26 protein-coding genes are annotated in these 23,733 nt (G+C 65.2%); 2 read left to right on the top strand and 24 right to left on the bottom strand.

Features of this window, described 5'->3' with window-relative positions; genetic code table 11:
- Positions 1-183 precede the first annotated feature (183 nt).
- Genes VITFI_RS00445 through sugE form a run of 4 tightly spaced genes read right to left on the bottom strand, consistent with a single transcriptional unit; the run spans position 184 to position 2,290 of the window.
- Positions 184-612, bottom strand: a complete 429-nt coding sequence (locus tag VITFI_RS00445; protein WP_089415324.1) for a hypothetical protein — start codon at positions 610-612, stop codon at positions 184-186.
- A 10-nt stretch (positions 613-622) separates the two neighbouring features.
- Positions 623-1,285, bottom strand: coding sequence for a peptidoglycan-binding domain-containing protein (locus VITFI_RS00450; RefSeq protein ID WP_089415325.1), 663 nt, complete (start codon positions 1,283-1,285; stop codon positions 623-625).
- A 7-nt stretch (positions 1,286-1,292) separates the two neighbouring features.
- Entirely contained in the window at positions 1,293-1,928 is a 636-nt protein-coding gene (locus tag VITFI_RS00455; RefSeq protein WP_089415326.1) for an FABP family protein, read from the bottom strand.
- A gap of 41 nt (positions 1,929-1,969) precedes the next feature.
- Positions 1,970-2,290, bottom strand: coding sequence for a quaternary ammonium compound efflux SMR transporter SugE (sugE, locus tag VITFI_RS00460; RefSeq protein ID WP_089415327.1), 321 nt, complete (start codon positions 2,288-2,290; stop codon positions 1,970-1,972).
- 61 nt (positions 2,291-2,351) lie between these two features.
- Here sugE and VITFI_RS00465 point away from each other — a divergent pair, with 61 nt between their 5' ends.
- On the top strand, positions 2,352-3,077 hold the full coding sequence (locus tag VITFI_RS00465; protein ID WP_089415328.1) for a response regulator transcription factor: 726 nt from the start codon (positions 2,352-2,354) through the stop codon (positions 3,075-3,077).
- Positions 3,071-3,835, top strand: a complete 765-nt coding sequence (locus tag VITFI_RS00470; protein WP_089415329.1) for a sensor histidine kinase family protein — start codon at positions 3,071-3,073, stop codon at positions 3,833-3,835. The genes VITFI_RS00465 and VITFI_RS00470 overlap by 7 nt, the downstream gene beginning before the upstream one ends.
- A gap of 28 nt (positions 3,836-3,863) precedes the next feature.
- Here VITFI_RS00470 and VITFI_RS00475 read toward each other — a convergent pair whose 3' ends face one another.
- The 20 genes from VITFI_RS00475 to VITFI_RS00570 all read right to left on the bottom strand — a co-directional run bounded on the left by VITFI_RS00475 (position 3,864) and on the right by VITFI_RS00570 (position 23,733).
- Positions 3,864-4,718: a DNA adenine methylase gene (locus VITFI_RS00475; RefSeq protein WP_198301538.1), complete on the bottom strand. Its 855-nt coding sequence runs from the start codon at positions 4,716-4,718 to the stop codon at positions 3,864-3,866.
- On the bottom strand, positions 4,678-4,887 hold the full coding sequence (locus VITFI_RS18820) for a Com family DNA-binding transcriptional regulator (protein WP_089415330.1): 210 nt from the start codon (positions 4,885-4,887) through the stop codon (positions 4,678-4,680). Before VITFI_RS18820 ends, VITFI_RS00475 begins: the two co-directional genes overlap by 41 nt.
- Before the next feature lie 140 nt (positions 4,888-5,027).
- The gene (locus VITFI_RS00485) at positions 5,028-5,261 is read right to left on the bottom strand and encodes a hypothetical protein (protein ID WP_089415331.1); all 234 of its coding nucleotides are present in this window, start codon (positions 5,259-5,261) and stop codon (positions 5,028-5,030) included.
- A complete protein-coding gene (locus tag VITFI_RS00490) occupies positions 5,248-7,383 on the bottom strand; it encodes a hypothetical protein (RefSeq protein WP_089415332.1) in 2,136 nt (711 codons plus the stop codon). Before VITFI_RS00490 ends, VITFI_RS00485 begins: the two co-directional genes overlap by 14 nt.
- Positions 7,384-7,390: 7 nt before the next feature.
- Positions 7,391-7,777, bottom strand: coding sequence for a hypothetical protein (locus VITFI_RS00495; protein WP_089415333.1), 387 nt, complete (start codon positions 7,775-7,777; stop codon positions 7,391-7,393).
- A 2-nt stretch (positions 7,778-7,779) separates the two neighbouring features.
- Entirely contained in the window at positions 7,780-8,565 is a 786-nt protein-coding gene (locus VITFI_RS00500; RefSeq protein WP_089415334.1) for a hypothetical protein, read from the bottom strand.
- Entirely contained in the window at positions 8,562-9,818 is a 1,257-nt protein-coding gene (locus VITFI_RS00505) for a hypothetical protein (RefSeq protein WP_089415335.1), read from the bottom strand. Before VITFI_RS00505 ends, VITFI_RS00500 begins: the two co-directional genes overlap by 4 nt.
- A gap of 14 nt (positions 9,819-9,832) precedes the next feature.
- The gene (locus VITFI_RS00510) at positions 9,833-13,399 is read right to left on the bottom strand and encodes a hypothetical protein (protein ID WP_089415336.1); all 3,567 of its coding nucleotides are present in this window, start codon (positions 13,397-13,399) and stop codon (positions 9,833-9,835) included.
- Positions 13,400-13,413: 14 nt separating this feature from the next.
- Positions 13,414-13,815 (bottom strand): hypothetical protein, encoded by a 402-nt coding sequence (locus VITFI_RS00515; RefSeq protein ID WP_089415337.1) that lies wholly within the window; start codon positions 13,813-13,815, stop codon positions 13,414-13,416.
- 13 nt (positions 13,816-13,828) lie between these two features.
- Positions 13,829-16,606 carry a phage tail tape measure protein gene (locus VITFI_RS00520; protein WP_089415338.1) on the bottom strand — a complete coding sequence of 926 codons (2,778 nt, stop codon included), beginning with the start codon at positions 16,604-16,606 and terminating at the stop codon, positions 13,829-13,831.
- A 136-nt stretch (positions 16,607-16,742) separates the two neighbouring features.
- Positions 16,743-17,471, bottom strand: a complete 729-nt coding sequence (locus VITFI_RS00525) for a phage tail tube protein (RefSeq protein ID WP_089415339.1) — start codon at positions 17,469-17,471, stop codon at positions 16,743-16,745.
- Positions 17,472-17,491: 20 nt separating this feature from the next.
- Complete coding sequence (locus tag VITFI_RS00530; protein WP_089415340.1) at positions 17,492-17,947, bottom strand: phage tail terminator protein; 456 nt, start codon at positions 17,945-17,947, stop codon at positions 17,492-17,494.
- Entirely contained in the window at positions 17,947-18,366 is a 420-nt protein-coding gene (locus VITFI_RS00535; RefSeq protein WP_089415341.1) for a gp436 family protein, read from the bottom strand. Before VITFI_RS00535 ends, VITFI_RS00530 begins: the two co-directional genes overlap by 1 nt.
- A gap of 37 nt (positions 18,367-18,403) precedes the next feature.
- The gene (locus tag VITFI_RS00540) at positions 18,404-18,709 is read right to left on the bottom strand and encodes a hypothetical protein (RefSeq protein ID WP_089415342.1); all 306 of its coding nucleotides are present in this window, start codon (positions 18,707-18,709) and stop codon (positions 18,404-18,406) included.
- 34 nt (positions 18,710-18,743) lie between these two features.
- A complete protein-coding gene (locus VITFI_RS00545; RefSeq protein WP_089415343.1) occupies positions 18,744-19,634 on the bottom strand; it encodes a Mu-like prophage major head subunit gpT family protein in 891 nt (296 codons plus the stop codon).
- A gap of 47 nt (positions 19,635-19,681) precedes the next feature.
- The gene (locus VITFI_RS00550; RefSeq protein ID WP_089415344.1) at positions 19,682-20,110 is read right to left on the bottom strand and encodes a hypothetical protein; all 429 of its coding nucleotides are present in this window, start codon (positions 20,108-20,110) and stop codon (positions 19,682-19,684) included.
- Between the two features lie 31 nt (positions 20,111-20,141).
- Positions 20,142-21,275 (bottom strand): phage protease, encoded by a 1,134-nt coding sequence (locus VITFI_RS00555; protein WP_089415345.1) that lies wholly within the window; start codon positions 21,273-21,275, stop codon positions 20,142-20,144.
- A 37-nt stretch (positions 21,276-21,312) separates the two neighbouring features.
- Positions 21,313-21,858 carry a phage virion morphogenesis protein gene (locus VITFI_RS00560; RefSeq protein ID WP_089415346.1) on the bottom strand — a complete coding sequence of 182 codons (546 nt, stop codon included), beginning with the start codon at positions 21,856-21,858 and terminating at the stop codon, positions 21,313-21,315.
- Positions 21,855-22,088: a hypothetical protein gene (locus VITFI_RS00565; protein WP_089415347.1), complete on the bottom strand. Its 234-nt coding sequence runs from the start codon at positions 22,086-22,088 to the stop codon at positions 21,855-21,857. The genes VITFI_RS00560 and VITFI_RS00565 overlap by 4 nt, the downstream gene beginning before the upstream one ends.
- Positions 22,072-23,733, bottom strand: coding sequence for a phage minor head protein (locus tag VITFI_RS00570; protein WP_089415348.1), 1,662 nt, complete (start codon positions 23,731-23,733; stop codon positions 22,072-22,074). The genes VITFI_RS00565 and VITFI_RS00570 overlap by 17 nt, the downstream gene beginning before the upstream one ends.

The raw sequence follows: 23,733 nt of genomic DNA on the forward strand, positions 1-23,733 counted from the left end.
AACCACAGGGCTCAAGGCGCAGATGCGCCCTCTCCACAGTGACGCACGATCCGTTCCTTCAGCGTGTTGCCTTCTTGCGCCACGGGGGGCAGCATCCATGGCCGGACACATTGGCGTTGCCTCTCGCACCAGCGATAGCCCGCCGAACCGATGCACCCGTGAGCGTCCGTAACCCCCCGAGGTTCAATCAGGCCGAGGCCACAGCGCCCGCACCTGATGCCAATCATCAATGAGCCTCAGCGACTGCGCCCCCGCCGTCTGGGCGATGTGAATGAACAGGGCTTGCAGCGCGGCACTTTCTTCAAACGCCCTGGCCATGTCCGACGTGGCGCTGTTGGCCCAGATGCGCAGCACCTCCGCGTCAACATGGCATTGCGTCCAAACGCAGCCGATGCTCAGCCAATCCGGGCGGTGGGCGTGGCCTGTGTCCAGCTCAGCCAATTCGGGGCTGAATGGCAGCACCAGGGTCAAGCACAGCTCAGGTGTGCTGTGGCGTGTGTGACGCCGCTCAGCCCATTCAGGCTCAGGCAGCGTGTGCGATGCGATGGCGGCCCACAGCGCATCGGCTGCCGCCAGCGGGGTGACGATCTCGAAGGTGGCGCTGCGTCCCATGGTCGATGGCTCAGAAGACGAGGTTGCGGCGGATTTTCAGGTTCTCCAGCGCATCGTCCACCGTGCGGCCAATTTGGAGGGATTCGACCAGCAAGTCCACGAAAAAGCCGATCACGTCTTGCTCGGTTTCTTCGCTCAGCAGTGGCAGGTGAACGCGGGTGGCCAAACTCTGCGTGATGCGGCCCTTGAGGGTGCGGATGTCACGCTGTTCGATGCCTTGGGTGGCATCGTGGATGAATTTCAAAATGGAGGGCGGGATCAACCCCGCAATCGCGTGGTCGATCTTGACCACCAGCCAAGCAATCGCAGCATCGTCAAACGGATCGAGCGGGCCGGTGGGGATGAGCGCATCGATGATTTCAGCGATGCGCTGCAATTGCGCCGGGCTGAAGATGTGTTCCGGCACAGCAGGCGCGGGGGCGGTGTCGAACGTCACGGCCTGCGTGGGCAGCTTGAGCGCTTCGCGGGTCTGATTGCCGACGATGCCATCGGGCGTCAGATCGTGGGTGCGCTGGAATTGCATCACCGCATCGCGGGTGCGCAGCCCAAACACCCCGTCGGCGTTCGGGCGGCCTTTGCGGTCGGTCTTGGGCAGCAGCCCGGCATCGACGAGTTGGTTTTGCAGCGCCTTGACCTCATCGCCCGTCGAACCGACTTTCAGCACAAACGCCATCGCCGCCTCACACTGGACAGGCCAAAGGATTGGGCGTCGGCGCAGCCACGCGGCTCAGGCAGTTGCGATCCACATGGTGGAAGGGTTCCGCTTGGCCAGCGATGCGCAGCACGGTGTCCTCCTCATAAGACCACGTGCCATCCGCATGGAACCGCACGGTGATGTGGAACGCTTCGGTTTTGAACGCTTGGTCGAGGAAGGGCGCCGAGCACACGCCCCAGGTGTCGAGGCCCTGGGTGGCGTGCAGTTCGAAGGTGTCCGCATCGGGCGACGCGGTGCCCGCCGCCATGGCAACAACCCCACGCGGGATGCTCAAGGTGTGCATCACCGTGCCCGTGGCCGGCTCCCACAGCCAGTAGCCGACTTGCTCGTGGTAGGTTTTCACCTGCCCCGGTTTGGTGATGTGGGTGTGGTAACGCAGGCCGTAAAGCAGTTGCGGGCCGTTGGTCACCGGGTCGATGGGTTGCAGGCTGATGCGCTCGACGTAGGCTTGTTGCCGGGGGCCGTCGGCCTTGGGTTTGACATCCAGCCCGCGCTGGCCTTCCCACACCCCCGCCATGCGGCGCAGCGGGCCGAGTTGGGCCAAGGTGTGAACGTCGATGGGGTGGGGTTCTGTGTAGAGATCGGCAGGCAGGTGGCTCATGGCGGGCTCGTCGAAGGGCGGATCGGGCGGGCAAACTGTACCTAAGTCGGCGTTGCCAGTTTGAGACCGACGATCCCGGCGACGATCAACCCCAGGCTGAGCAAACGCCCCCAGTGAGCCGACTCGCCGAACAGCACCATGCCAAGCAAAGCCGTGCCCACGGCCCCCACGCCCACCCAGATGGCGTATGACGTGCCGATGGGCAGCGACTTCATCGCCATGCCGAGCAACACCACGCTGCCAGCCATCGCCGCCAGGGTGAACACACTGGGCCACAGCCGCGTGAAACCCTCGGTGTATTTCAAACCGATGGCCCACGCCACTTCCAACAACCCCGCCACGATCAATAACACCCATGCCACAGCACGTTCTCCGATAGGTCACAGCGGCGCATTGTCACCAGTGCTTTGCGATGATGGGCGGATGCTGAGTTCTGTTGATCCGTCCGCCGGCCCGCCGGCCCGTGTGTTGGTGGTGGAAGATGAACCCACGGTGGCCGCCAACCTGCTCGATTACTTGGCCGCCCTGGGTCATCCCACCGACATCGCTTGGAATGGCCACGATGCTTTGGCGCAGCTCGCCCGTCGCCCGCCCGATGTGCTGGTGCTGGATCTGGGCTTGCCCGGCCTGGATGGTTTGACGGTGCTGCAACGCCTGCGCCACGCGCTGGGGTTGAGCCTACCCGTGCTGGTGCTCACCGCCCGCGATGGTCTCAGCAGCAAAGAAGCGTGTTTTGCGGCCGGGGCGGACGATTACGTACTCAAGCCCTTTGCCCTGTCCGAAGTGGCGTGGCGCGTGGCGGCCTTGCATCGGCGGGCGTGTGGCGCTTGGGGGAGTGGGCCTTGGCGCGTTGGGGCGGTGGTGCTGGATCGGCGCACGCGCAGCGTCAGCGTGCGGGGGCAGCCGGTGCATTTGCCGCCACGCGCCTTGCGCTTGTTGGAGCGGTTGATGCGCGATCCGGGTCGGGTGGTCGGTCGGGCCGAGCTGGAGGCGCTGCTGTGGCCGGACGATCCGCCCGATTCCGACGCGCTGCGCAGCCAGGTCTACCTGCTGCGCCGGGCCTTGGCCCAAGCCGGCTGCGATGTGCTGGAAACCGTGCCCGGCCAAGGCTGGTTTTTGCGTGTGGAACCGGAGGTTCGGGTGTGTTGAAGCGGGCGCCATGGAATCTCAAACGGCGCGTGGCGGGGTTGATGCTGGCCCTGGTGGCGCTGTTCGCCCTGCTGCAAGCCGGGCTGGCGGTGCTGACGGTGCATGAGCAGGAAGACGAGCTGGTCGATCAAATCACCCAGGCCGAGGCCCAGCGACTGGCACGGTACTTGGCGGAACATGGCCTGCACGTTTTGGCTCGCCCGGGTGGGTTGTTGCTGGCAGATCATTTCAGTGCCTGGTGGCAGGGGCCGCAGGGGCCTGCCTTGCCGGAGCCGGTGCCGCTTCATTTGCAAACCCTGAGTGACGGCCCCCATCATGACGTGCTGCCCGGCCACGAACTGCACGCCGTGGTGTTACCGGTGCTGGGTGGGCGCTTGTATGTGCAGTACGACGCCGAAGTCAATGAAGCCAAGGTCTATGACTACACCGGGTGGGCGCTGGGGCTGGCCTTGCTCATGATCGCTTTGGCCACACCGTTGGCGCGGCATTTGGCCAGTGCCGTGGTGTCGCCGATCGAGCGGGTGACCCAGCAACTCGATCGATGGGCACCTGTCCATCTGGGGGGGGCACCGTGCGGCGATGGCGGTGCCGAGGATGAGGAGCACCGGTTGCGGGCGGCGTTCGATCGCGTCCAAGCGCGGCTGGAGCAGACTTTGGCCCGCGAGCGGGTGGTGTTGGCCGACATTCGCCATGAACTGCGTGAAGCCGCGCGCGATAAATCCAGCCCACCGCGCGCGATAAATAACAGGCCAGAGTAGTTGCAGCCTGTGCAATAGATTTGCAGAGCTACGGCAGCGCATCCGCCGCACGCGGGGAAATCCACAGCACCTCGGTGCGTGGTTGTCGCAAAACTCCCACAGCAAAATGCGCCCGCTCCACCCGCCGCCACCCCACCAGCATCTCGTCGTACAGCGCGGACGGGTATCCGGCCAGCACCACCATCCCCTTGCAGCCCAGTAGCACCTCCAGCAGCTCGACATGCTGTTGCGTGGTCAGCTCATGCCGGTAGCCTGTGTCGGATCGAGTGGAGGGGACGTAGGGGGGATCGACGAAATGCAGCGTCTGGGGCGTGTCCTGGGCTTTGATCACGGCCAGCGCATCACGGCACTCGATCACCACGCCTTGCAGCCGACGCCGGACAGCCACCAAGCTGCGCGGGTACGTGACCCATTCGCCGGCCTTGCCCCTGCCTGACCCCGTGCGGTGCCGCGCGTCGGCAAACGACCGCTTGCGCGGATCGAACACCGATGCGTGGTGAAACGACAAATAGGCGCGAATGATCGTGCGCTGAGCCGTCACCACCGGATCGGTAGACGACATGAACGCCTGGTCAAACTCGGCGCGGGCGTAGGGTGTGCGGCGCAGCTTGCGCATCAGCGCTGCGCATTGCATCGGGTCTTGGATGACGCGGAACAGCGACACGATCTCACTGTCGAGGTCGTTGTAGACCTCAATCTCGCTGCGGGTCTTGCGCATCAGCACGCTGGCCGCGCCACCAAACGGCTCGACGTAAATGCGGTGGGGTGGAAGGTGCCGAAGCACCCACGGGGCAATCGCCCACTTGCCTCCAAAGTAGCGCAGCACCGCCCGCTTGGGGCCATCAGCGGCCAAGCTGGCCGGTTTGGTTGTCGTCTGGTTCACAGAGCCGTCCTCGTTGATGAGTCGCTCTGTGGCGATCGGGGGATTGCGGGATCGTGTCCCTGGTCACGTCGCACATGGTGCCGCATCGCGGGCATTTGATTTGCACTCGGCCGATAAACCGTGCACGCGCCAGCAGCTTGTTACAGCCGCACCTGATTTCCTCATTCATTTTGCAAGCCTGTTGCAATTTCTGCCACGTAGGCTCCACCTGCTGCGCGCGCAGTAGTGGGGCCTTGGCCGGCTTGCAGCTCCTTCTGCATGACGGGGCCGCCACCGGTGCTCCAGCACCGGTGGCAGTCGCCCCACTCTTTAAATGTCGATTTCGACGTAGGTCATCCCTGGCGCGCTGCCTTCGATGACGCCGGCGCGCACGAACACCGTAGCGCCGGCAGCAGGCGCATCGCCTCGGGCCGTGATCCGATCGCCGCCAGGCAGCTCCACCACGGCCACACCTTGGCTCACGCTGACCACCGTACCCACTTGCACCGGCACATCCAGTCCCAGCGCGTCGCGCAGGGCGCGATACAGGTTAGGGCTGCTCATAGGTCTGCACTCCAATCGTCTGCCACACGCTGGCCCGCCCAGCTTGAATTGACAAGCTGCGCGTCATCCCCAGGCGAGTCAAATCGCCGTCCACGTACTGCACCAGCTTGCCGGGGACGATGGCGCCGGTTTGGGCGAGTACCGGCAGACGAAGTTGCACCAGCGCTTGTCGCCCCACGTCCGACAGCACCGGCAACGCCCTGGCACGGGCTGCCTGCACATCCGTACACAGAGCGTCCGTGATCATCGGCGCCACCAAATCGCCCGCCGTGCCGCCACGGGTGACGCGCCCGAGAACGCCCCCCGCCGTAGTCCCTGAGACAAACACCCGGCTGTAGATGGCCTTCGACGTCCACTCGATCCCCTCTTGGCGCACCACGGCGGCAGGCAGCTCGATGTCAGGCACCAGGCTGTCCCAGGCCCATGGCGCAGCCAGGTAGCGCGGCAGAACCATCAATTCGTTCCCGGCGGGGGAAGATTGGACATACCCACCCGCCGCCTCGGCAATGCGACAGATCGCACTGATCGGCGTGCCTTGGTGGCTCCACACGCCTGCTGGAACCAGCCAATCTGGCACCTGCCAATCAATGGCCCAGTCGCTTGGCACGCCATTGGTGGCCAGTGTGTCGAGCGCCAACTGTTGCGTCATTGCCGCCACGACGGCGTTGTTGAACGTGCGCTTGGCTGCATAAGGAGCGTCCCAAATGGCCGAGGCGCTGCGCCCACCGATCGACAGCGACGACTTGCTCCACTCACGGTCGCGCTGCGCCGACTCCACGATCACCCGCCACACCTGCCCATTGACATGTGCCAGCAGTTCGCAGGCCGCTGCGCCTGCTGCCGGCGCCAGTTTGGCCTGATCGCTGGCCGCAATCGACGCGCTCCAGCGCCATGCCCAGCTATCTACATCCGCACTGAGGGTCAGTGAGGTGCAGTTGATGGCGGTGCCGTCGTCCGCCCGAACCAGTTGAACGTCATTGATCACGAGGTACACCCTCCGCGCCGGGACGATGATCCCTGGCAATAGCTGTCGATCACAGCGGAAAATCAGATGCGGACTGGCCGGCGCTGGAACAAAAAACCGCAGGTCAGGCGTGCGCGGCCCGCAGCAGGTGTTGACGGGGATCACCGACCCCGGCATCACGCTGACGCCAGGCGGTGGCCTGACCGCATCCCGGCTCGACGCCTGCCACACCAGCGGCATCGGGGTCGCCACCTGCCACTGATCCGGTCGCGCGGTATGTCGCGGCGCGGCCGGGCGCGCTCGAACGTCCAACCACGGGCGGGCTGTGCGCAGCAAATCACGCTGTTTGAAGGCCGCGCCGCTGCCCATCTGCCGTGCATCCGCGTGCGTCACCTGCGCCGCCACCTGGCAGCGTTGGTGATCCCGGTGCCTGTACCGCGCACCAGCGGACAGCCGCCGGGCGTCTATTTGTCGCATCGTGGCTGTGCTGCCGAGGCGGGCGGTATCGACCTGCATCAGGCGGGCACCTTGGTGCATGGTTCGAAGCGGCGCATACGTCACCGCTGCTTGCACGGCCACCGGGGCGGATGGGGCCATCACAGCCACCACAGCCGCATCCAGTGTCACGGCGCGCTGGTGGCTTACGCCGATATCACGGGCCGGCCCCCGCGACACATCGGCGTCGTACACCCCCACCCCAGCCGGCACGACAGGCCCGCCCACTTGCACGGCAGCCACGGCGGTCACGGCATTGGCCTGCAAGGTGGCCACGGGCACCACACTCGGCAGCGTCACTGCCGCCTGCACCGCGACACCCAGCACCGCCGCACCCGCAGGCGCAACCGTTGGCAGCGTCACCGCTGCTTGAACAGCCACCCCAACAACGCCCGCGCCGGCAGGCACGACACGCGGAAGGATCACCGCCGCCTGCGCCGCCACACCAAGCACTACCGCACCCGCAGGCGTGACCGCCGGCAGCGTCACGGCGACTTGCGCCAGCCGCCCCAGCGCCTCGTACGTGACCCCTGCGGTCAGCGTCACCCCCGGCAACCCCACCGCCATCTGCGCCGCAAACACCGGCGCGGTGCCGTCGTCGCCGAACAGCAGCGCCGACGATGCGGGCAACCCCGCCGCAAATCGCAGGTCGGTGGTGGCCACGAGCGGCTTACGTCAGCGTCAGGCTGGTCAGGCGGACAAAACCGCCGGCATACAGCGCCACCGCCGACAGGATGACTTCATGTCCACTCCCAGCGATCCCGACGGACATGTCCAACAGGGCCGCGCCCGCTGACGTGGACAGCCGCGCCCATCCCGCCGTGCCCGACGCGGCCACCGTCGCATCAGCCGTTGCAGAGACCGTCAACACGCCCGCCACTGGCGCCGCCACGGTGGCCGACATCACCAGATCAGCCAGCAGCGTGCCCGTGGCCGCCGTCTGGGGCGTTGCCGGTGCGGCGCCCGTGTAAATTTTGAGCCGAGCTGGGCCGGCGGTGAGCAGCGAGCGCAGGGCTTCTGCCCGCGCCGCAATGAGAACGTCTGATTGATTGGCCATGGTTACTCCAAGGTGGGCGCGAGCCCGTCGGCGATCAGGGCGCGGTACGTCCCGGCGTTGTCGTGGCACACCACCGAGTACGTGTCGGCCACGGAGAGCCCATCGAACCGGTACAGCCCATCCGTGCCCGACCACGTCTCACGCACCACGCGCCTCAGCCGCTCCGAGATCAGCAGCACCCGCCGCGCCAGCGGTGTCACTGGCGGCCCCAGCACGGCCACGGAACCCGCGATCACGCCGGGCCCACCATCAATGTCTCGGGCCGATGGCGCCAAATCAGGCAACACCGATGCCACCGCACCGCCGGGCGCACCGCTGGCTGTCAGGCCGCGCGTCAGGTCGTACAGCACTGACCTGACCGGGACGATGATGCCGACCTTCCACGCCAAATCTGTGCTGGATGTGGGTGACGGGAGCGCGGCGTAGCCGTACTGCACCCATGTCGTGCCGTCGTCCGACCACTCCACGAGGGCTCCGATCCAATAGTGATCGCCGCCACCCGGAAGCTGCTGCACAGCAATCTGCGCGACATCGACCGCTGCGGGCCACTGGTAGCCGATCCATCGATCCGGGGCGTGCCCTTCGTACATGTAGGCCTGCCAATAGGTGGCGGCGGCGCCGTCGTATGCACGTTCTGGGGCGTTGTCGACGTACTGCGACGACGCAATCGCCGTGCCACCCGCGACCAAATTGCTACCCGCCGCGCTGCGAAATTGCAGCTCGCCCACCAAGACCTGGCCGCTCAGCGTGGCGATGCACCTGCATCGCCACCAACGATGGGCACTCATGTCCACGGCCCCGTCAGATCAATGGCCATGGTCACGCCGTCACCCTCGCTGTACCCCTGCCACGCCACCGCCATCATCCGGCGGGTGGTGTTTCTGACGACCTGGTCGAACACAGCGCCGTGCCCGACCGGCTTGTATTGAGGCATCCAATACAACCCCCGGAACGTCCCCCTGACGGAGTTCATCCCCTCTTGCACGCACAGCGTCGGCGTCAGCCACAGCCCGTTGTCCGGGCCGTGTGGGTACTGCATTGGCCCTCGCCCCGATGTCAGCACCCCATTGGCCATGTGCAGTGCCGGCGTGGCCGCGCACTTGACGGGGAGCCCCTGTTGCGTGTGGTTGCGCAGCAGCCATTTGCCGGCATAGGCCAGCGACTCGCCCAGGCCAAAGCTGTTGCCGGAACCGGGCTGATCCTCGTTGGCGCTCTCAGTTGCCACCAGCACCGTCCCCGTCGCGTCACCTGCGGCCACGTAAGACGACACATCCCCAAACGCGTACTGCGCGAACCCACCCCAGCCCGTTGACACCTTGACCCACAGGTAGAACATCACGCCATCACCGACCAGCAGCCAATCCCGATTACCGGCGCCGCCGTCCCCCTCATTCAGCCACCCGTACTGCCGCGCGTGAATCCACTTCGCCCACCCCCAATCCCCACCGGTGCCCGCCGTCGTCCAGTTGCGCGCAGGGTTGGTGGGGTCATACGGCGCTTGGATGCCCGTGACCACGATCGGATTGATCCCGCTGATCGCCGATGCGATCCCCACTGACGCCCATTTGGCCCACGCTGAGTCGTACCCCGCCCGCTGGGAGTTGTCCACCACCAGCAGGTTGCGGTTACCCGTGGGGGCCCGGTAGGCGCCCCGGTTTGTACCCGTGTTGGGCTTGCTCCACCCCAGGCTGGGCGTTTTGGCGGTGATCGATGTGGTGGTGGTCGCCGTGCGGATCGACCCCGGATCGTCGAGCTGAAAAGTAAAACTCGTGGCCTGCGCGCTCAGCACCGTCCAGCGGCCGTTGTAGTTGGCCTGCGCGCAGCCGGCAATCTCCACGACCTGCCCGGCCACGAATGCATGCCCGCCGGTGACCGTGGCCGTGGCCACCCCCGCGACGGTCGATGTCAGCGTGGCGATCGTCTTGACCCCGTACCCATTGACCAAGCAGGCGTCCAACAGCGCCGTCAAACTCCCCCAGGCGTTGGTGAGCTGCGGCGCCCCTGCCAAGTAGTTCGCATGCCAAAAAACCGATGCGGCCATGTGATCTCCTCAATTTAAGCGTCCACGTCGCCACGCAGCGACAGTTCAAATTGATCCGGTGTGTCATACGCTGCGCCCGGATTGATCGTGCGAACGACCCAAATCGGTGCCATCGCACCGATGGTGTTGATCCGCAGGATCGCGCCCACCGACCACCCACCGCCGCCCCAGCCAGCCGCTGGAATGTGCATATAGGGCGCCCCAGATGGCCCGAGCGGCTCGAAGTCCTGGCCGGTGTTACCCACGGCCACGACACCCACATGCTCGCCAATCAGCTCGTAGCTCGTCGTCGTGGTGAACCGGGCAATCCAGCGCTCCGTGATGCCCCCCCGGTTTGTGATCAGGATGGGATGGTCGGCGTTGTTGTAGGCCGCCAGGGTGCTTGAACCCGGTTCGGGGCTGTCAGACCACGCGCCGAACCAACTCGATTGGTCAAACACGCGCTCCACGCGGGCAAACAGATCCCCGAGCACCAGCGCCGTCGAGACGTAACTTCCAGGCGCCGAGTAGTCGTGGGTGATGGGCCGAGACAGCCCGATCTCCCCATTGATCTGCACGTCGCGGATCATCGCCATGTCTTCCACGCGCCCTTCGATTCGCACGGGCTGGGCGTAGGCCGAAACGTCGCTGAAGGTTGCCGTCCCAGCGTCCAAATCGGTGGTGTAGCCGGTGCTGATCACCGCACCGTTGGCCCCCACCACGCGCAATCGAGACAGCCGCTCGCGCCCAGCAAACACCGTCTGCCCATTGGCCACGGTGGCCGTGACGGCTGTTTTGGCACCGACCACAACGAACCCACCCGCTCTGAAAATCGGCACCCGCCCGTCACTTGGAAGCCGCACGGGATCCATGCCCAGGATGCTGGCATCGAGCGGCAGGTAGCTGTAGGCCACCGCGCTGTAGCGCAGCGTGGTCATGACGATCGGATCGGGCCGCCAGATGCGCCCATCCGACTCCACCCGGCTGGCCGAATACCACGGCTGGGATTCATTTCCCGCCGCCGTGACCATCGCCCCGAACCGCACCCGCACCAGCCCGGTCTCGTAATCCACGCTGCCCGCCACGCCGGTGCCACTGATCACGCCATCCACCCCCGCCGTGACCGATTTGGGGCCCCCGGTCGTGCGCGTCCACTGGATCGACAGCGATCCCGGTCGCAAGGGCGCCGAGGAAGCCCTGAACACAAACTCGCTGGACAGCGCATTGCCCAAGGTGGTGACGCACGACACCCGGCTGAGTGCATTGGTCGCCCCCGTGGCCCAGGACGACAGGGCAATGACGCCCGTGGTGTAGTCGATGGTGCCCCGCGTCAGCCAGCCAGACGCCACGGTGTTTTCGCGCAGCACACCCGTGCCACTGTCCCCCCACGGCTGCGATCCGGGGATCGTCAGCACCACCGTGCCAGGCACCACTGGCGCCACAACGCCCGGCACCAGTTGCACCTTCGGGGTGAACGTCACCGTCTCGGTGCGGGTGCTCGTCGAGCCGGGCGAGTTGTACCGCAGGGTCACCGCCCCGGATTCATCGGCTGGGTAAATGGACGGCGCATCCACATACTCCAGCCCGGTATAGGTCAAGCGCCAGCGGTATAAATCGTCGTCCAATGCGGCGCTGTATTTCGGCCTCGGTAATTTGATCGTGACATCTGGATTCCAGGTAATCGCTCCCGTCGCATACGTCACTGTGCCAATTTGCACACCTTCCCGCATGATTTTTCCGCCGCCGTCGTCCCGCGCATATTGCGTCGGATCGACCCACGTCGAAACGCCCATTTCGGTCAACTGGCCCAGGGTATAGGTGCCCAGCACAGCAGTGTCTGTGACGGTGTTCCACTCAACCTCCAAGCTCCCCGGCGTGATGGCCGCCGAAGCTGTCACCGCCAGCCGCCCATCGCCCTGCCGCGACGGATGTGCAAATGCGTCGGACGTCTTGGGGCCGGCCACATAGCCGATCGTCAACTGCGCCCCTACGGCGGGCAGGGTCGCGGGCGCGAACGCCTCGATCACCCCCTGCGCCACGCGCACCGTGCCCGTGGCATGGCCGGACAGCACCCCATCCGCGCCAGCGGTGGCGCTCTTGGACACGCCCGCTTGCAGCCAAGACACCGTCACTGAGCCCGGCTGTACCGATGTTCCAGCCGGCGGCGCCAACGCGATCGTCTGCGTCGCCTTGAGCGTCACAGCGGTGGGGTGCCGGGTCTCTTGCGTCGGTGCGCCCCAGCTCAGGATGACCGAACTACCCACATCCGGCAGCACACCCAGCGTCAGGATGTAGCCGCCCGTCGCGGGGTTGAACGTGCCGGCGCCGTAGCTGGCATCGCTGCCCTTGAGCGCGCCGGTGCCATCGTCCGACAGCACATACCACCGCCCGCCCGCGCGGTAGCTGGCCGAGAGCGTGCCGGGCTGGGGCTGAGGATCGATCACCCCCACGTAGGACTGACTGCGGGACGCCGCCGTGATCTCGATTTCGGCGCTCTGCGGAACCCGCAGCACCTGCGCTGCGGGGGTGTAGGTGATGACCTTGCTGGCCGAGTAGTCCCCTGCGGCGGATGTCAGCAGCCCGTTGGCGTAGTCGATGGTGCCCACATCGGCCCCGGCTGATCGCAACATCCCGCCAGCGTCGGTGATCGTGACACCGGCCACTTGGATCGACAGTGATCCTGGAAGGCACCCTCCCGGCAGAGCCAGCTTGGTGGTGGGTGTCCACGCATGGGTGGCGGTGTAGGTGACACTGCCCGCGCCCGGGATCGGCAGCCCAGCAGCCGCATAGGGCGGCATGACCGACAGCGGCGCCTCGGTCTGGGCGCTGGGCACCAGTTGCGAGTAGATCGACTCTGCCTTGATCTTCATCGCCCCCATGCTGACCGACTCGGCCAGGGGCGACACCCCAGCGTAGGTGCCCGCATCGGCCACCACGGTATCGCGCACCGCAGCAGCGGTGCTGAGGCGGGCGAACGTCTCGGAGGCGGGGCTGCCGGGGCAATCGAACCGCAGGGCATCGCTCAGGAAAACGGACACGATAGCCGCTTGGTACTCCGACCCATCGCCGGCGGTGAAGGTGCGGGTGACGCTGGACACCGTGATGGCGCGGATGTACTGCTCCACCTGCGTGGACAGGCCCTCGTCTTTGACCAACACCAACGTCTGCCCCACCGTGGGCGGGGCCTCGGACGGACGTTGAAACAGTTGCACCACACGTTGCCCGGTGATGTGGCCCTCGTACAGATACCCCGGCCACAGCGGCCCCTTGTTGAGGTACGCCTCCACGCGTGATTGCGCCTCCGACCGCGTGTCGAACGTCGCGTCGCGGGCAAACAGCGTGACGGCCGTATTGGCGTCCGTGGGTGGCTGCGCCACGATCACGTTGGAGCCGAAGTAGGTGTCGGTGTCGTCAGAGCGGATCGCCACAAACGTTTTGCGCAGATTGACCCGCCCCCCTGCACGATCCAACTCTGAAATATCCGGGAACAGCGCGTTTTCAGCATCGCTGATCACCGTCCCCGTGGGAGCACCGCCGCCTTCGGCCACATCAGCCATGACCGCCGATGCCAGCAATACCACGTCGCCTGAGAGGATGGGCATGTGGTGTCTCTCCTTTAAATGACCATGAGCTTGGCCGTCACGACATACATGTCGCCAGCCTGCTGATCGTCGTAAAACGTATAGGGATCGGCCGTGATCGCCGGGGCGTCGTGGTGGCGCCAGATCACCTCGCGCACCCCGTCCGGGGTGGTCAGCGTCATGACCTGGCCGGGCTCTGCGGCCCATCCGCGCAGCGTCTGCACGTCGGTCAGGCTGACCAGCCCGGCGCCCTGCTCGACACCTTGCAGGGTCACCGGTCGGCCCGCTTCGGCGGGCGCGCTGGCCGATTGCACGATCAGCGCCCCGGTCAATGACCGCTCGACGGTCTGCCCCACAGGGCTCCAACTGTGCTCATCGCTCCAGGCACAGCCCGAGCCGAACACCACCACCAGGCCATTGGCACTCAACTGGATCATGCTCAACCTCCTCCTACTCGTGCGGCGTCAGATTCGAGGCGGCGCAGCATCGCCACCAGGGCCTGAGCGTCATCCTGCGAGGCCATCTCCACGGCCTCTTCGCGGCCCCGATTGATCGTGATGGCCACGGCGTACACCGTGCGCGATGTGGTGGGCGCAGCAGATGGCGCAGGCGCAGGCGCCGCCACCTGGCCCGACGCTGCGGGCGCTGGTGCGGGGGCCGCAGCGGCAGCGGCACGCCGGGCCATTTCGCCGCCGTGGCCGTCCTTGCCGTAGAGGTACTGACTGGCGGCAGTTTGCAGGGCTGACGACAGCGTCCCCCCCCCGGCCCGCCGTACTTCCGTTGGCCGGGGTTGTTCATGTAGGGGACGTTGCCGCTTGCATCCACAAACTCGCGGGCGATCTGCTGCGCCGCTTCGTCGTCCAAGCCATAGCCCTTGAGGTCATTGATCACGCTCATCAGCGTGTTGCCGCCAGCGGTGGTGCCGTCTCCGGTGCGCTTGCGGTAATCGTCATCGAACAGTGACTTCACTTCACCGTTGCGTTTCTCCACAGCACTGTTTTTCACCACAGCGACCACTGCTGAGGCGGTTTTCTCAGCTTCTTCACGGGTCTTCCGCATTGCCTCAGTCGCGGCATCAGCAGCGGCGGGAATGGCCGACAGCGACTTGACCACAGCGTGCCCCGCCTCATCCACTGCAACACCCATCCCCTGCGCCGCAGCCTGCGCCCGCAGTTCAGCGGTGACCACACCACCATTGGCAGCGATGGCCGCCGACGCATATTTCTCAAACGCAGCTTGCTTGTCTCGTGCTGCTGTGGTGCCCGCATCGCGGATGATTTGGTAATCCCGCTTGGCCGCATCCGCCATCATCGTGAGCCGATCGACGCTCGTGATCCCCAGGCGCTCAAACGCCCCTTCAACCACCTTGGCCGCTGCGGCACTCTCTTTCGTGGCTGCTGTCGTCCCTTGCAGCGCCGCTGTCAACTGCCGCTGAATTTCCGCCGCCCGCTGCCATTCGCCCGCGTCCACAGCCTTTTCGTACTCGGCCCGCAACGTGGCCACCTTTTCGCGCGCCGCCTCCGCCGCCGCTTGTTGGGCCTGCGATCCAGTCTTGGCTGCTTCGCCCGCCGCACTGGCCGCTGCACCCGCAGCGCTTGCCGCCGAGCTGGTGGCCTCCACCGCCGCCTTCACATCAGCCTGCGCCTGCACCACCTTCGGTGCCTGGGCCGCAGCCTGCGTCTGCGATTGCGTCAGACCATCCCAACCCGATTGGGCACTCTCAGCCGCTGTGGCAGCGTCATCCATTGCCTGGCGGGCCTTGGCCATGAATGCATCCGTGGCCGCCCCAGAGGCCGCTGCACTGACGCGCACCTCGTCGGCCGCCAGTTTGTACCGGGCACTGACTTCGCCAAATGTCACCTTGGACATCATGTCCAGGTACAACGCGTACCAGGCCTGCGCCGACTGAACCAAGCTGGAGAACCCCGCACCCAGCACATACACGCCCGCCAGTACTGTGTTGCCCCCGGCGCTCATCACCCCATACGCGGTCTGCACCACGTTGCCGGCGTTCTTGGCTTTGGCGCCGAGGTCGTCCAGAGTCACCGATAGGTTGGTGGCAAACGTCTGCAACTGCACCGACACGGCCTCAAAATCCACCGCGCCTACAAACCGGGTGCCCCACTCAATGGCCGCCTTGAACGCAGCAGCCAAGGCATCCCCGAACTTCCCCACCGTCCCATTACTGACCGCCGCAGACAGCGCCGCAGCCAGTTGGTTCACACCGTCTTTCAGGATGGGCAGCGTCGGTGTGCCCAGGGCATTCATCACCGTTTCCCACGCGCTGCTCAACCCACCCAGCGCCCCGCGCAGGTTGTCGCCCATCACAGCAGCCGTCTCGGCGGCGCTGCCTTTGGCATTTTTGAGCTTCCCCGTCAGCTCATCCAGTGCCCCGATGCCCTGATTCAACAGTGACCGCAGCGCCGGCCCCGCCTCCGTCCCAACCGCCAAGATGGCGCGCTCACCCACGGCGCCCTTGGTGCCCAACTGGCGCAGCGCCTCGCCGAAGTCGTTGGTGATGATCCCGATCGTGCCCAGCTCCGTGCGGAACTTGCTGGCCGGGTCGCTGAACTGGCTCAGGATCGCATTCAGTGCCGTGCCCGCCCGGCTGGCATCGATCCCCGCATCGGCGAACTTGCCAATGATGGCGACGGTCTGTTCCAGGCTCAGACCCACCGACTTGGCAATGGGGGCTGTGTAGCTCAGCGCCTCAGCCAACCCCGTCACACTGGTGTTGCTGGCGTTGGCGCCTTTGGCCAGTACATCAGCCACGCGGCCCGCATCGCCAAACGCCAGCCCCATCCCCATCACCGCCTTGGTGATGAACTCGGCGGCTTGACCCAGATCCACGCCACCCGCTTGCGCCAACTGCAACGTGGCAGGCAGGGCCTGCATTGCCTGATCGGCGCTCAGCCCCGCACGGGTCAGGTTACCCAGCGCTGTGGCCGCTTCAGTTGCCGAGTATTTGGTGGTTGCACCCGCATCCTCAGCCGCTTTGCGCAGGGCCTGCATTTCCTGGGCGCTGGCACCCGATACCGCCTTGACCTCGGAGAGTTTGGCCTCCAAATCGGCCGCGCTGCTCACCGCGCCGGCAAACAGCTTGCTCGTAAAGTACGTGGTGACTGCTGCCGCCACCGCCGTCACTTTCGCGCCAATGCCACTCAGGCCGGACATCACACCGTCAGCCAGGAGGCGCAGTCTCAGGATGATGTCAATGGGGCCTGCCATGCAGCGTCCTTTTTGCCGAACCGTTCGGCATTCCTCCGCACGGTGCGGAGTAAAAACAAAGCTAAGTTATTGATTTATATAGGCAGTCACACCGCACGGTGCGGTATCACTGCCCAGAATGCCGAACCGTTCGGCATCACACCTGGGCGCGCAGGCTGTAGAACGCGCTGAGGCCTTGGCCCTTCGTTGTGTCGGCCAGCAGTTCGGCTTTGAGCTTCAGGCTTTGCAGCTTTTCGCCCATCAGTGCAATCTTGTCGGTCGGCGGCACGTACAAGCGATGGAAGTCAGCCGTCACCAACTTGTTGCCATCGTTCTCGTTTTCGCCGACGTAAAAGCACTCCAGCTCGGCATCCAAGCGCGTGCAGGCCTGGTAGTTGATGTACGCGGCCTTGGTGTAACTGACCTTGATGGCCTCCCCATCGGCAATGCTGCCGCCTTCCAAGGGGATCAGGCCACCCGGCACCAGCTTGTAGTCCGTCCCTTCAATGCACGCAGCATTGGATGCATCCTTGACACCGGTGATCGCCGACGCGACATGGTTCAACCGCACCATGCCGCCCACATACGCAACATGGGCCTCATCGACCACCGGGGCGGTGTCCACGATGGCGCTTTCCGGCGCCCCCAACGCCAGCGCCCAGTTCCGCTTGTCCCAACGCCACAGCTCCAGCTCCACCTTGACGTCTTTCACGCGGGAGAGGATTTGATCCTTGCCACCGCCTGTGCGGCCGTAGTTCGGTACGTCCTGGGTGTCCAGGCTGTGGGTAATTTCCGCCTTGCCATTCAGCAAAGGGAAGAAGGCGCCCGTGGTACCCACCGCGCGGGCGTACAGACTGCCAACCAGGAGCAATGATTTCGAGTTCATGGGAAGCCTTTCTCAGCGAATCAAACTGAAAACTGAGTTGAAAACAGCAGCGGAAACATCACGGTGCCATCTTGGAAATACTTCGGTGTGGGGGCACCAGGCGCCCATGCCAGATTGCGGCTTGTGCCAGGCACACGCCATCCGTGCAGGCATTGGACAATTTGCGGCAGCAACGGCCCCACCTTTTCACCACCTCGGTCAGCGGTATTGCGCCCGGTTTTATCGACCAGGAACACCAGCCATTGCTGCCTGACCACAGACACGTCCGAATACCCATCCCCCCCGCCGTCTGGGGATTGGTCATGCAGCATCACCAAAGCCGCAGGAACTTGGCGCGTCCTGGTGGCTGTCGGTTCGATTTCATCCACCATCAAACTCTCACGCAGCGCAGGGACACTCGCAGCCAGCCGCGCCGCCATGGCACGTCCTACAAAAAGGAAGTCCGCCGCCCATGCCGAGTTGTTCGGGGCGCCCATCAATAACCCCGTTTGAAGTTGCGCCCGTCAGAAACCACGGCTGGCAAATTGCTGCTGGTATCCACCAGCGGCGCACCCACTGCATCGACACCCAATTGCAATTCACCTCGGCGGATGAAACCCAGGTTCTTTTGCGCCGTGTCGTAGCGGGTTTTGATGTGCTCGGGCGGCGTGCCCAGGTGCAAATAGAAATACGCCAGATCCTGCGCGATGTAGCGCAGCAGCACCGGCACCGATGAGAGTGGCAGCGTGTAGCGCCCCATCAGCACCGCATCCACCTCCGAATTGGCCCGGTCGCAAGCGCGTTGGGCCACAGCGGTATCCACAGCGTGGGTGCGGGGCGTGGCGCGGTCGGTGAGGTCGATCATCTCGTCCTCGCCAAACTCGGCCAACAAATCCGCTGGGGTGATGTAGCTCATGGGGCGGGCTCCCTTCGGCTGCGCTCAGGGAGCGCGGTTACTTGCTGCCCTTGGCGGGCTTGGCCGGCGCGGGATCTTCAGCGGGCGGTGCGGCACCAGCAGCCGATGCAGCAGCGGGGGATTCAGCCGGGGCTTTGGCAGCATCGGGCACCTCGATTTCCATCGTGGTGTCCACCACCACCAAACCCTTGCCGGCTTCATCGCGCAGGGCGGCCAGTTGCGCTTCGGTGAATTCACCCACCGGCACCTTTTGGGTGCCCGGCCCCCAGAAACGACCGGCGCGGCGAAAACCCTTTTCAGACGTGGCCGCAATCGCCAGCGCCTGCACTTGCTTGATACCCATGACGTGGTTTCCTTGATGTTCAGTAAAGGCCGGCTCAGGACAGCCAGGGGCAAACCACCACCTTGGCGGTGTCCCGCATGGTGTTGCTCTGGCCGTTGGCCAGACGCTCGGCGGTGAGGATGTCCAGCGCTTGGCGCTCCAGCGAGGGAGGCACCAGCAACACGGAGGGGCGCACCACCAGGGGTTTCCCGGCGTCACTGCGCACATTCATCATTGCGGCGCGGCTGGCGGCGTAGTTGCTCACGTCCAGCGTCTGGCGGCTGGCACGGGCCAGTTGCCACAGGCCAAAACCCACATTCACCCGTGCATCAGCGCCCCAAACGAACTCGTTCATTTCGAAAACGCGCTCGCTGTTGATGTTGGTGATCGCGTTGAAGGCGTAGTCCCGGCGCTTTTGAAACACGAGCGGCTTGATGTAGCGCGAGGTGTCCAGCAAATACCACGCCGTGCCCGAGCCGCCGTCGTAGTTCGAGAAACTGGACTGGTTGCCGGCCAAACCCACCGGGTGATCGGTGTCGAAAAAGTACTGGCCATCAAAACACTTGGTGTCGAACCCAGATTGCAGCAGGCCAAACAGCAGTTCATCCGGGTGCAGCGCAGCATCTTGGCCGAGCTGGCGCGACACCGGGGCGTAAACACCGTGCTGGTCATCTTCGATGGCCGTGCGCTTGACCTTGAACGAGTTTTCAAACTCCTTGTTTTTGATCGTGTAGCCGTGCTCTTCCAGGCTTTGGTACTGCCGGGAACCCAGCCATTCCCGGAAACTCGTGGTCGAGCCCAGCCAGGCGTATTCCTCTTCGGCTGTGGTGCTGGGCACCGGGGTGGCGAACTGCAAACCCATCGCCGGGGCAGCGCCCAGGCCTTCGGCAAACGCCGCGCTGTAGCCCACGTTGAGCGTGCGCAGGTTGTGGGTGGTGACTTGCATGGTGCGTGTGTCCTTGAGACTGTTGGTTGCGTGGCTTCAGTGCTGCATCAGCACTCGTCGCCGCCCCAGAAGATCCAGACGGTGCCGTCGTCGTCCACATCCCAGATCTGGCCGCCCGTGGTGCTGCGGGTGGAGCTGCCCGAGGTCAGGGCCACGGTCTGGTCATCCACGATGTAGGGCGTCATGCCGATGTGGGCGCGGGTGATCTGGTCGGTGCTGGTGCTGTTCTTGAACGGCCAGCAGCCCGCCGACACCTCGGCCTTCACATCGCCATTGGCACCGGTGGAGTTGTCCACGCGGCGGGTGATGACGCCCACGCCGCGCAGCGTGGTGCTGGTGCTGCCCTTGACGAGGTAGCCGCTGGCATTTATGGCGGCCAGCGCGCCGGCGTACAGCAACATGCTGGCGCCGACGGGGAACACACGCGGGCCACAGCCCTTCGTGCGGACGTTGCGATCAGAGGTGAGAGCAGTCATGGGTGCGCCTCGGTGCGGTCAGGAGGGTGGGTCAGGCGTTGGCCGCAGCCATCGCCACTTTTTGCTTCTTGTAGGCCTCGGGGGTGAGACCCATCGCGCGGCACACGCCCAGCTCGGTCGCATTCAGCTCAGCATTGGGGTCGCCCGGCGGCGGGCTCTTGCCGCCGTTCTGGCCATCCAGCAGCGGGGCGTTCATCGCAGGCTGGGCCTCCACCATCGCGCGCAGTTGGGCGATGTCCGTCTTGCCCAGCTTTTCCAGCGCGGCGCGCATGGCCGGTACGAACTTGGTGGGGATGGCAGCGGCCAGCAGTTCATCCAGCTCCCGCTGTTGGGCGCTTGCCTTGAGCGTGGCCAGCTCGCTCTGGGTCGTGGCCAACATGCCGCGCAGGGCCTCCATGCCGGCGGCATCGCCCGTGCCGCCATTCAGCTTGGTCTTGAGCGCCGCCAGCGGGGCGGTGATGTCGCCTTCGGTTGGCAGGCCCAGGTCGGTCTTGAGCTGGGTCAGCGCCGTCTTGAGCGCAGCGGCAGCAGTGGCCGTGGCGGCGTCTTGCTCGGCTTTGGCTTTCAGGGTGGTGATGTGGCTGTGCATCTGCTCGGCCGTGGCCTGGGGCAGGTTGAACAGGGCTTGCAGCAGCTTGAGCAAATCCATGTCGGTGGGCTCCTGGGGGTGGAGCTGGGCGCGCAGGCGTGCCTCAACGGCAGCCATGCCCAGCAGTGCGGGGTAATTGGTGAGGGCGGCCATCTCCAGGCCCACCACGTCGCCGGTGGCCGGGTCGTAGCGCAGCACGGGGCTGATGTAGAGGTACTCGCGCGCTGCGATGTACCCCTTGGCGGCCTCCGTCCAGTCAGTGGTGGCCCACAGGCCTTGCCTATCGCGCCAGGCGAAGGCCTTCATCCAGCCCGCAGCAGGGGCCGGCTTGCCGTTTTCCTCGGCTTGGAGGGTTTGGTGTTCGTAGTCGATTACCAGCGGCGTCTTGGCCGCCGTGGCGTTCAGCTTGGCAGCCAGGGCGCGGCCCTGAGCGTCGGTGAGCTTCCAGGTCTTGCCTGGGCCTGGCCTGCCGTCACGCGCAGCAAACTCGCCAAACGGCAGCACCTGCACCTGGGAGGTATCAGCACTGCCCGACAGGGCCAGGGTGGAGGAGAGGAGGGCGAGCAAGTAGCGCATGGCCACATGCTCGGGCCAGCGCCTGAAAGCTCATATCTCAGGTTGGATTGGTAAATGAGGCCGCAAGCCAGTGCGCCACCTCATCCGAAATAGCGTCCCGATCTACCGGCGCCAGCTCACCCTGCTCCGGGTCAGCAGTGAACAACCCACGTCGCGGCATGCGGTGGGTGCCGTATTCGTGCAACAGGGGGATGCTCCACTCACCGCCCAGTGGCCCCGTCTTTCCGCCGTGTGACCGACGGGACATGAGCACCTCCAGCGTCGGTGCGGTCTTGTCGCGGTTATCCACTTGAGACGCCAACGAGTCCCGCATCGTCCCCGTGCGTTCCAGCAAAGTGCCCTGGCTGCGGCCCTTATCTTCAGCGTCGTACCGCTTCTGCGTAGCGGGGGACAACCCCGTCCACGCACTGCCGTCTGGCGCTTGCTTGGTGCTGAACCGCTCTCGGATGCGCCCTTCCCAGTCTGCTCCGATGTTTTCCAACATCGGTTGGAGGTTGTCCAGTCGCTGAACCGCTTGGCGCAACAGCGCCAGCAGCCGCTCTTCACCAATCAAATCCCCGACCAATCCGGCGTCGTTGCTCATTTTTTAACCTTGAACAACCGCTCCGCTACATCCACCGGTACGCCCCCGTCAATCGCACGGGCGCGGTTTGCCGCCATCAACTCCTCATCGACCTCAGCGGGGCCGCCGTCGAGGATGGAGTGGTGCAGCGCCGCATTGGTCGGCCTACCTCCCACCATTTGGTACATGGCATCACCGCGAGGCCGCAGGGCATCGCCTGCAAACGGGTCAAAGTCACTTGGTAGAGGCATGGACATAACTCCAGAAGTGGCGCATCGCCAGCGCATCATCAAAGGGCAGCATGCCCTCCCAGGCGCTGCCCATCAGCAGAGCCTTCATGAGTGTGACACCCCCCGGCATGTGGGCGTATTCCGGCACACCCGCCAGGATGACATTCAGCGCAGGCGTGTCCACTGACAGCAGGTCGCGCACCCAGCGATTGTCGTCTTGCAGCGCGTCAAACGCGCTCTGGAAGTCGGCCAGCTCTTGGCGCGCCACAGCAGGCAGCGTCTGCTGTGCCAACAGGGCCAGCGGATCAACCCCTCGTGAATAGGCAAACGTGCCCGTCTTGGGCACGGGGGCGAACCCGTAGCGTGCCCAGGCGTAGCCGCCCACGTCCAGGTTGGCAATCAACTCGATGCGCCGCATCCCCATGCGCTGGTACTCGGGCACCAACGCCGACATCAACCGCTTGACAACACCTGCGCCTTGCATGGCCTCGGGCAGTTCCAGCAAATCCAGCCGGGCCGTGCCCGTGTTGAAGTCGAACGTCTGCGTGAGCATCGTGGCTGTCCCGCCTGGCATTGGCACGTTGTGCCCGCGCACCGTCACACCCGGCCCATTGCGCTCTTTCATCACCACCATCCACGATGCGTTTTCCCCACCCATCACAGGTGGTGGCAATTGATCTGTGCCAGTGATGGCGCGCACCAGGGCCTGCGGATCCAGTCGCCCGTCTGTGAGGGCATGCAGTTGGGCAGGGGTGATTTCGTAGGGCTCCAGCCGCGCATCCTTCAGCCCCTGAGCAAACTGGTGCGGCGTCAGTGGCGTGCTGAGCTGAGGCGCCAAGTCGGGCATGGCGCGCACGATGTCAGCCAATACCACCTGCGCCACCTGGGGAGGCAACAGTGGCGCCGTGGCTTTGATGGCATCCACCAGCCCCTTGTCCCGCATCCCAGCCCTGCCAGGGTTGTAGGCAAAGTTCGGGTGCACGCCGATGGGCACTTGCATCACCTCGCCTGTGCCGGGGTGGATGTACTCGATGTCGGGCTCAGCCGGCGCAGTCCGCTTGATCGTTTGCCCGGCATCCTGGCGCCTTTGCAACTCTTTTTCGTCGAGTGAAAACGCCTGGCAGCGGCAGCGGTAGCGGCACGGTGGGTAGTGTGTGTTCCACCATGGGTCGTCCAACGGCAGGCAGACCCCGTCATACAACGCATGCTGGGCACTCACCCGCCCATCGTGCATCGTCTGGTACAGCCCCAGGGGCTTGCGGGCCTTCTGCTGTTCCATGCGCTGCCAGCGCGCCGCCGCATGGGTCATGCGGGTGTTGGTGTCGAGGATGAGGTTCAGGCGACGGTCATCAAACCGCGTCGTGCGAACCTCCCCCGTTTCAGGGTCGGTGATCTCGATGTCACCCCACCATCCCTTGGCCACCAGCTCGCCCCGCATGGCCTCGCGGAACCATTTGTCGCCCCGCCCCTCCTGGATGGCCTGGTCGAGCGTGCCCTGGAACAAGTTCAGGATGTCCAGCCGCGCTACGCCAGCCACGGCCACGCCGCGCGCGTGTTCGTCCTGGAACACATCCTGCCATCGGAACGACGGCAGCAGATCGCCGCGCTCTGCAAACACACGCACGGCATCGCGGGGTGTCATCTGGCCCAGGTTCAGCATGGGCAT

The organism is Vitreoscilla filiformis, assembly GCF_002222655.1.
GTDB classification, from domain to species: domain Bacteria; phylum Pseudomonadota; class Gammaproteobacteria; order Burkholderiales; family Burkholderiaceae_C; genus Ideonella; species Ideonella filiformis.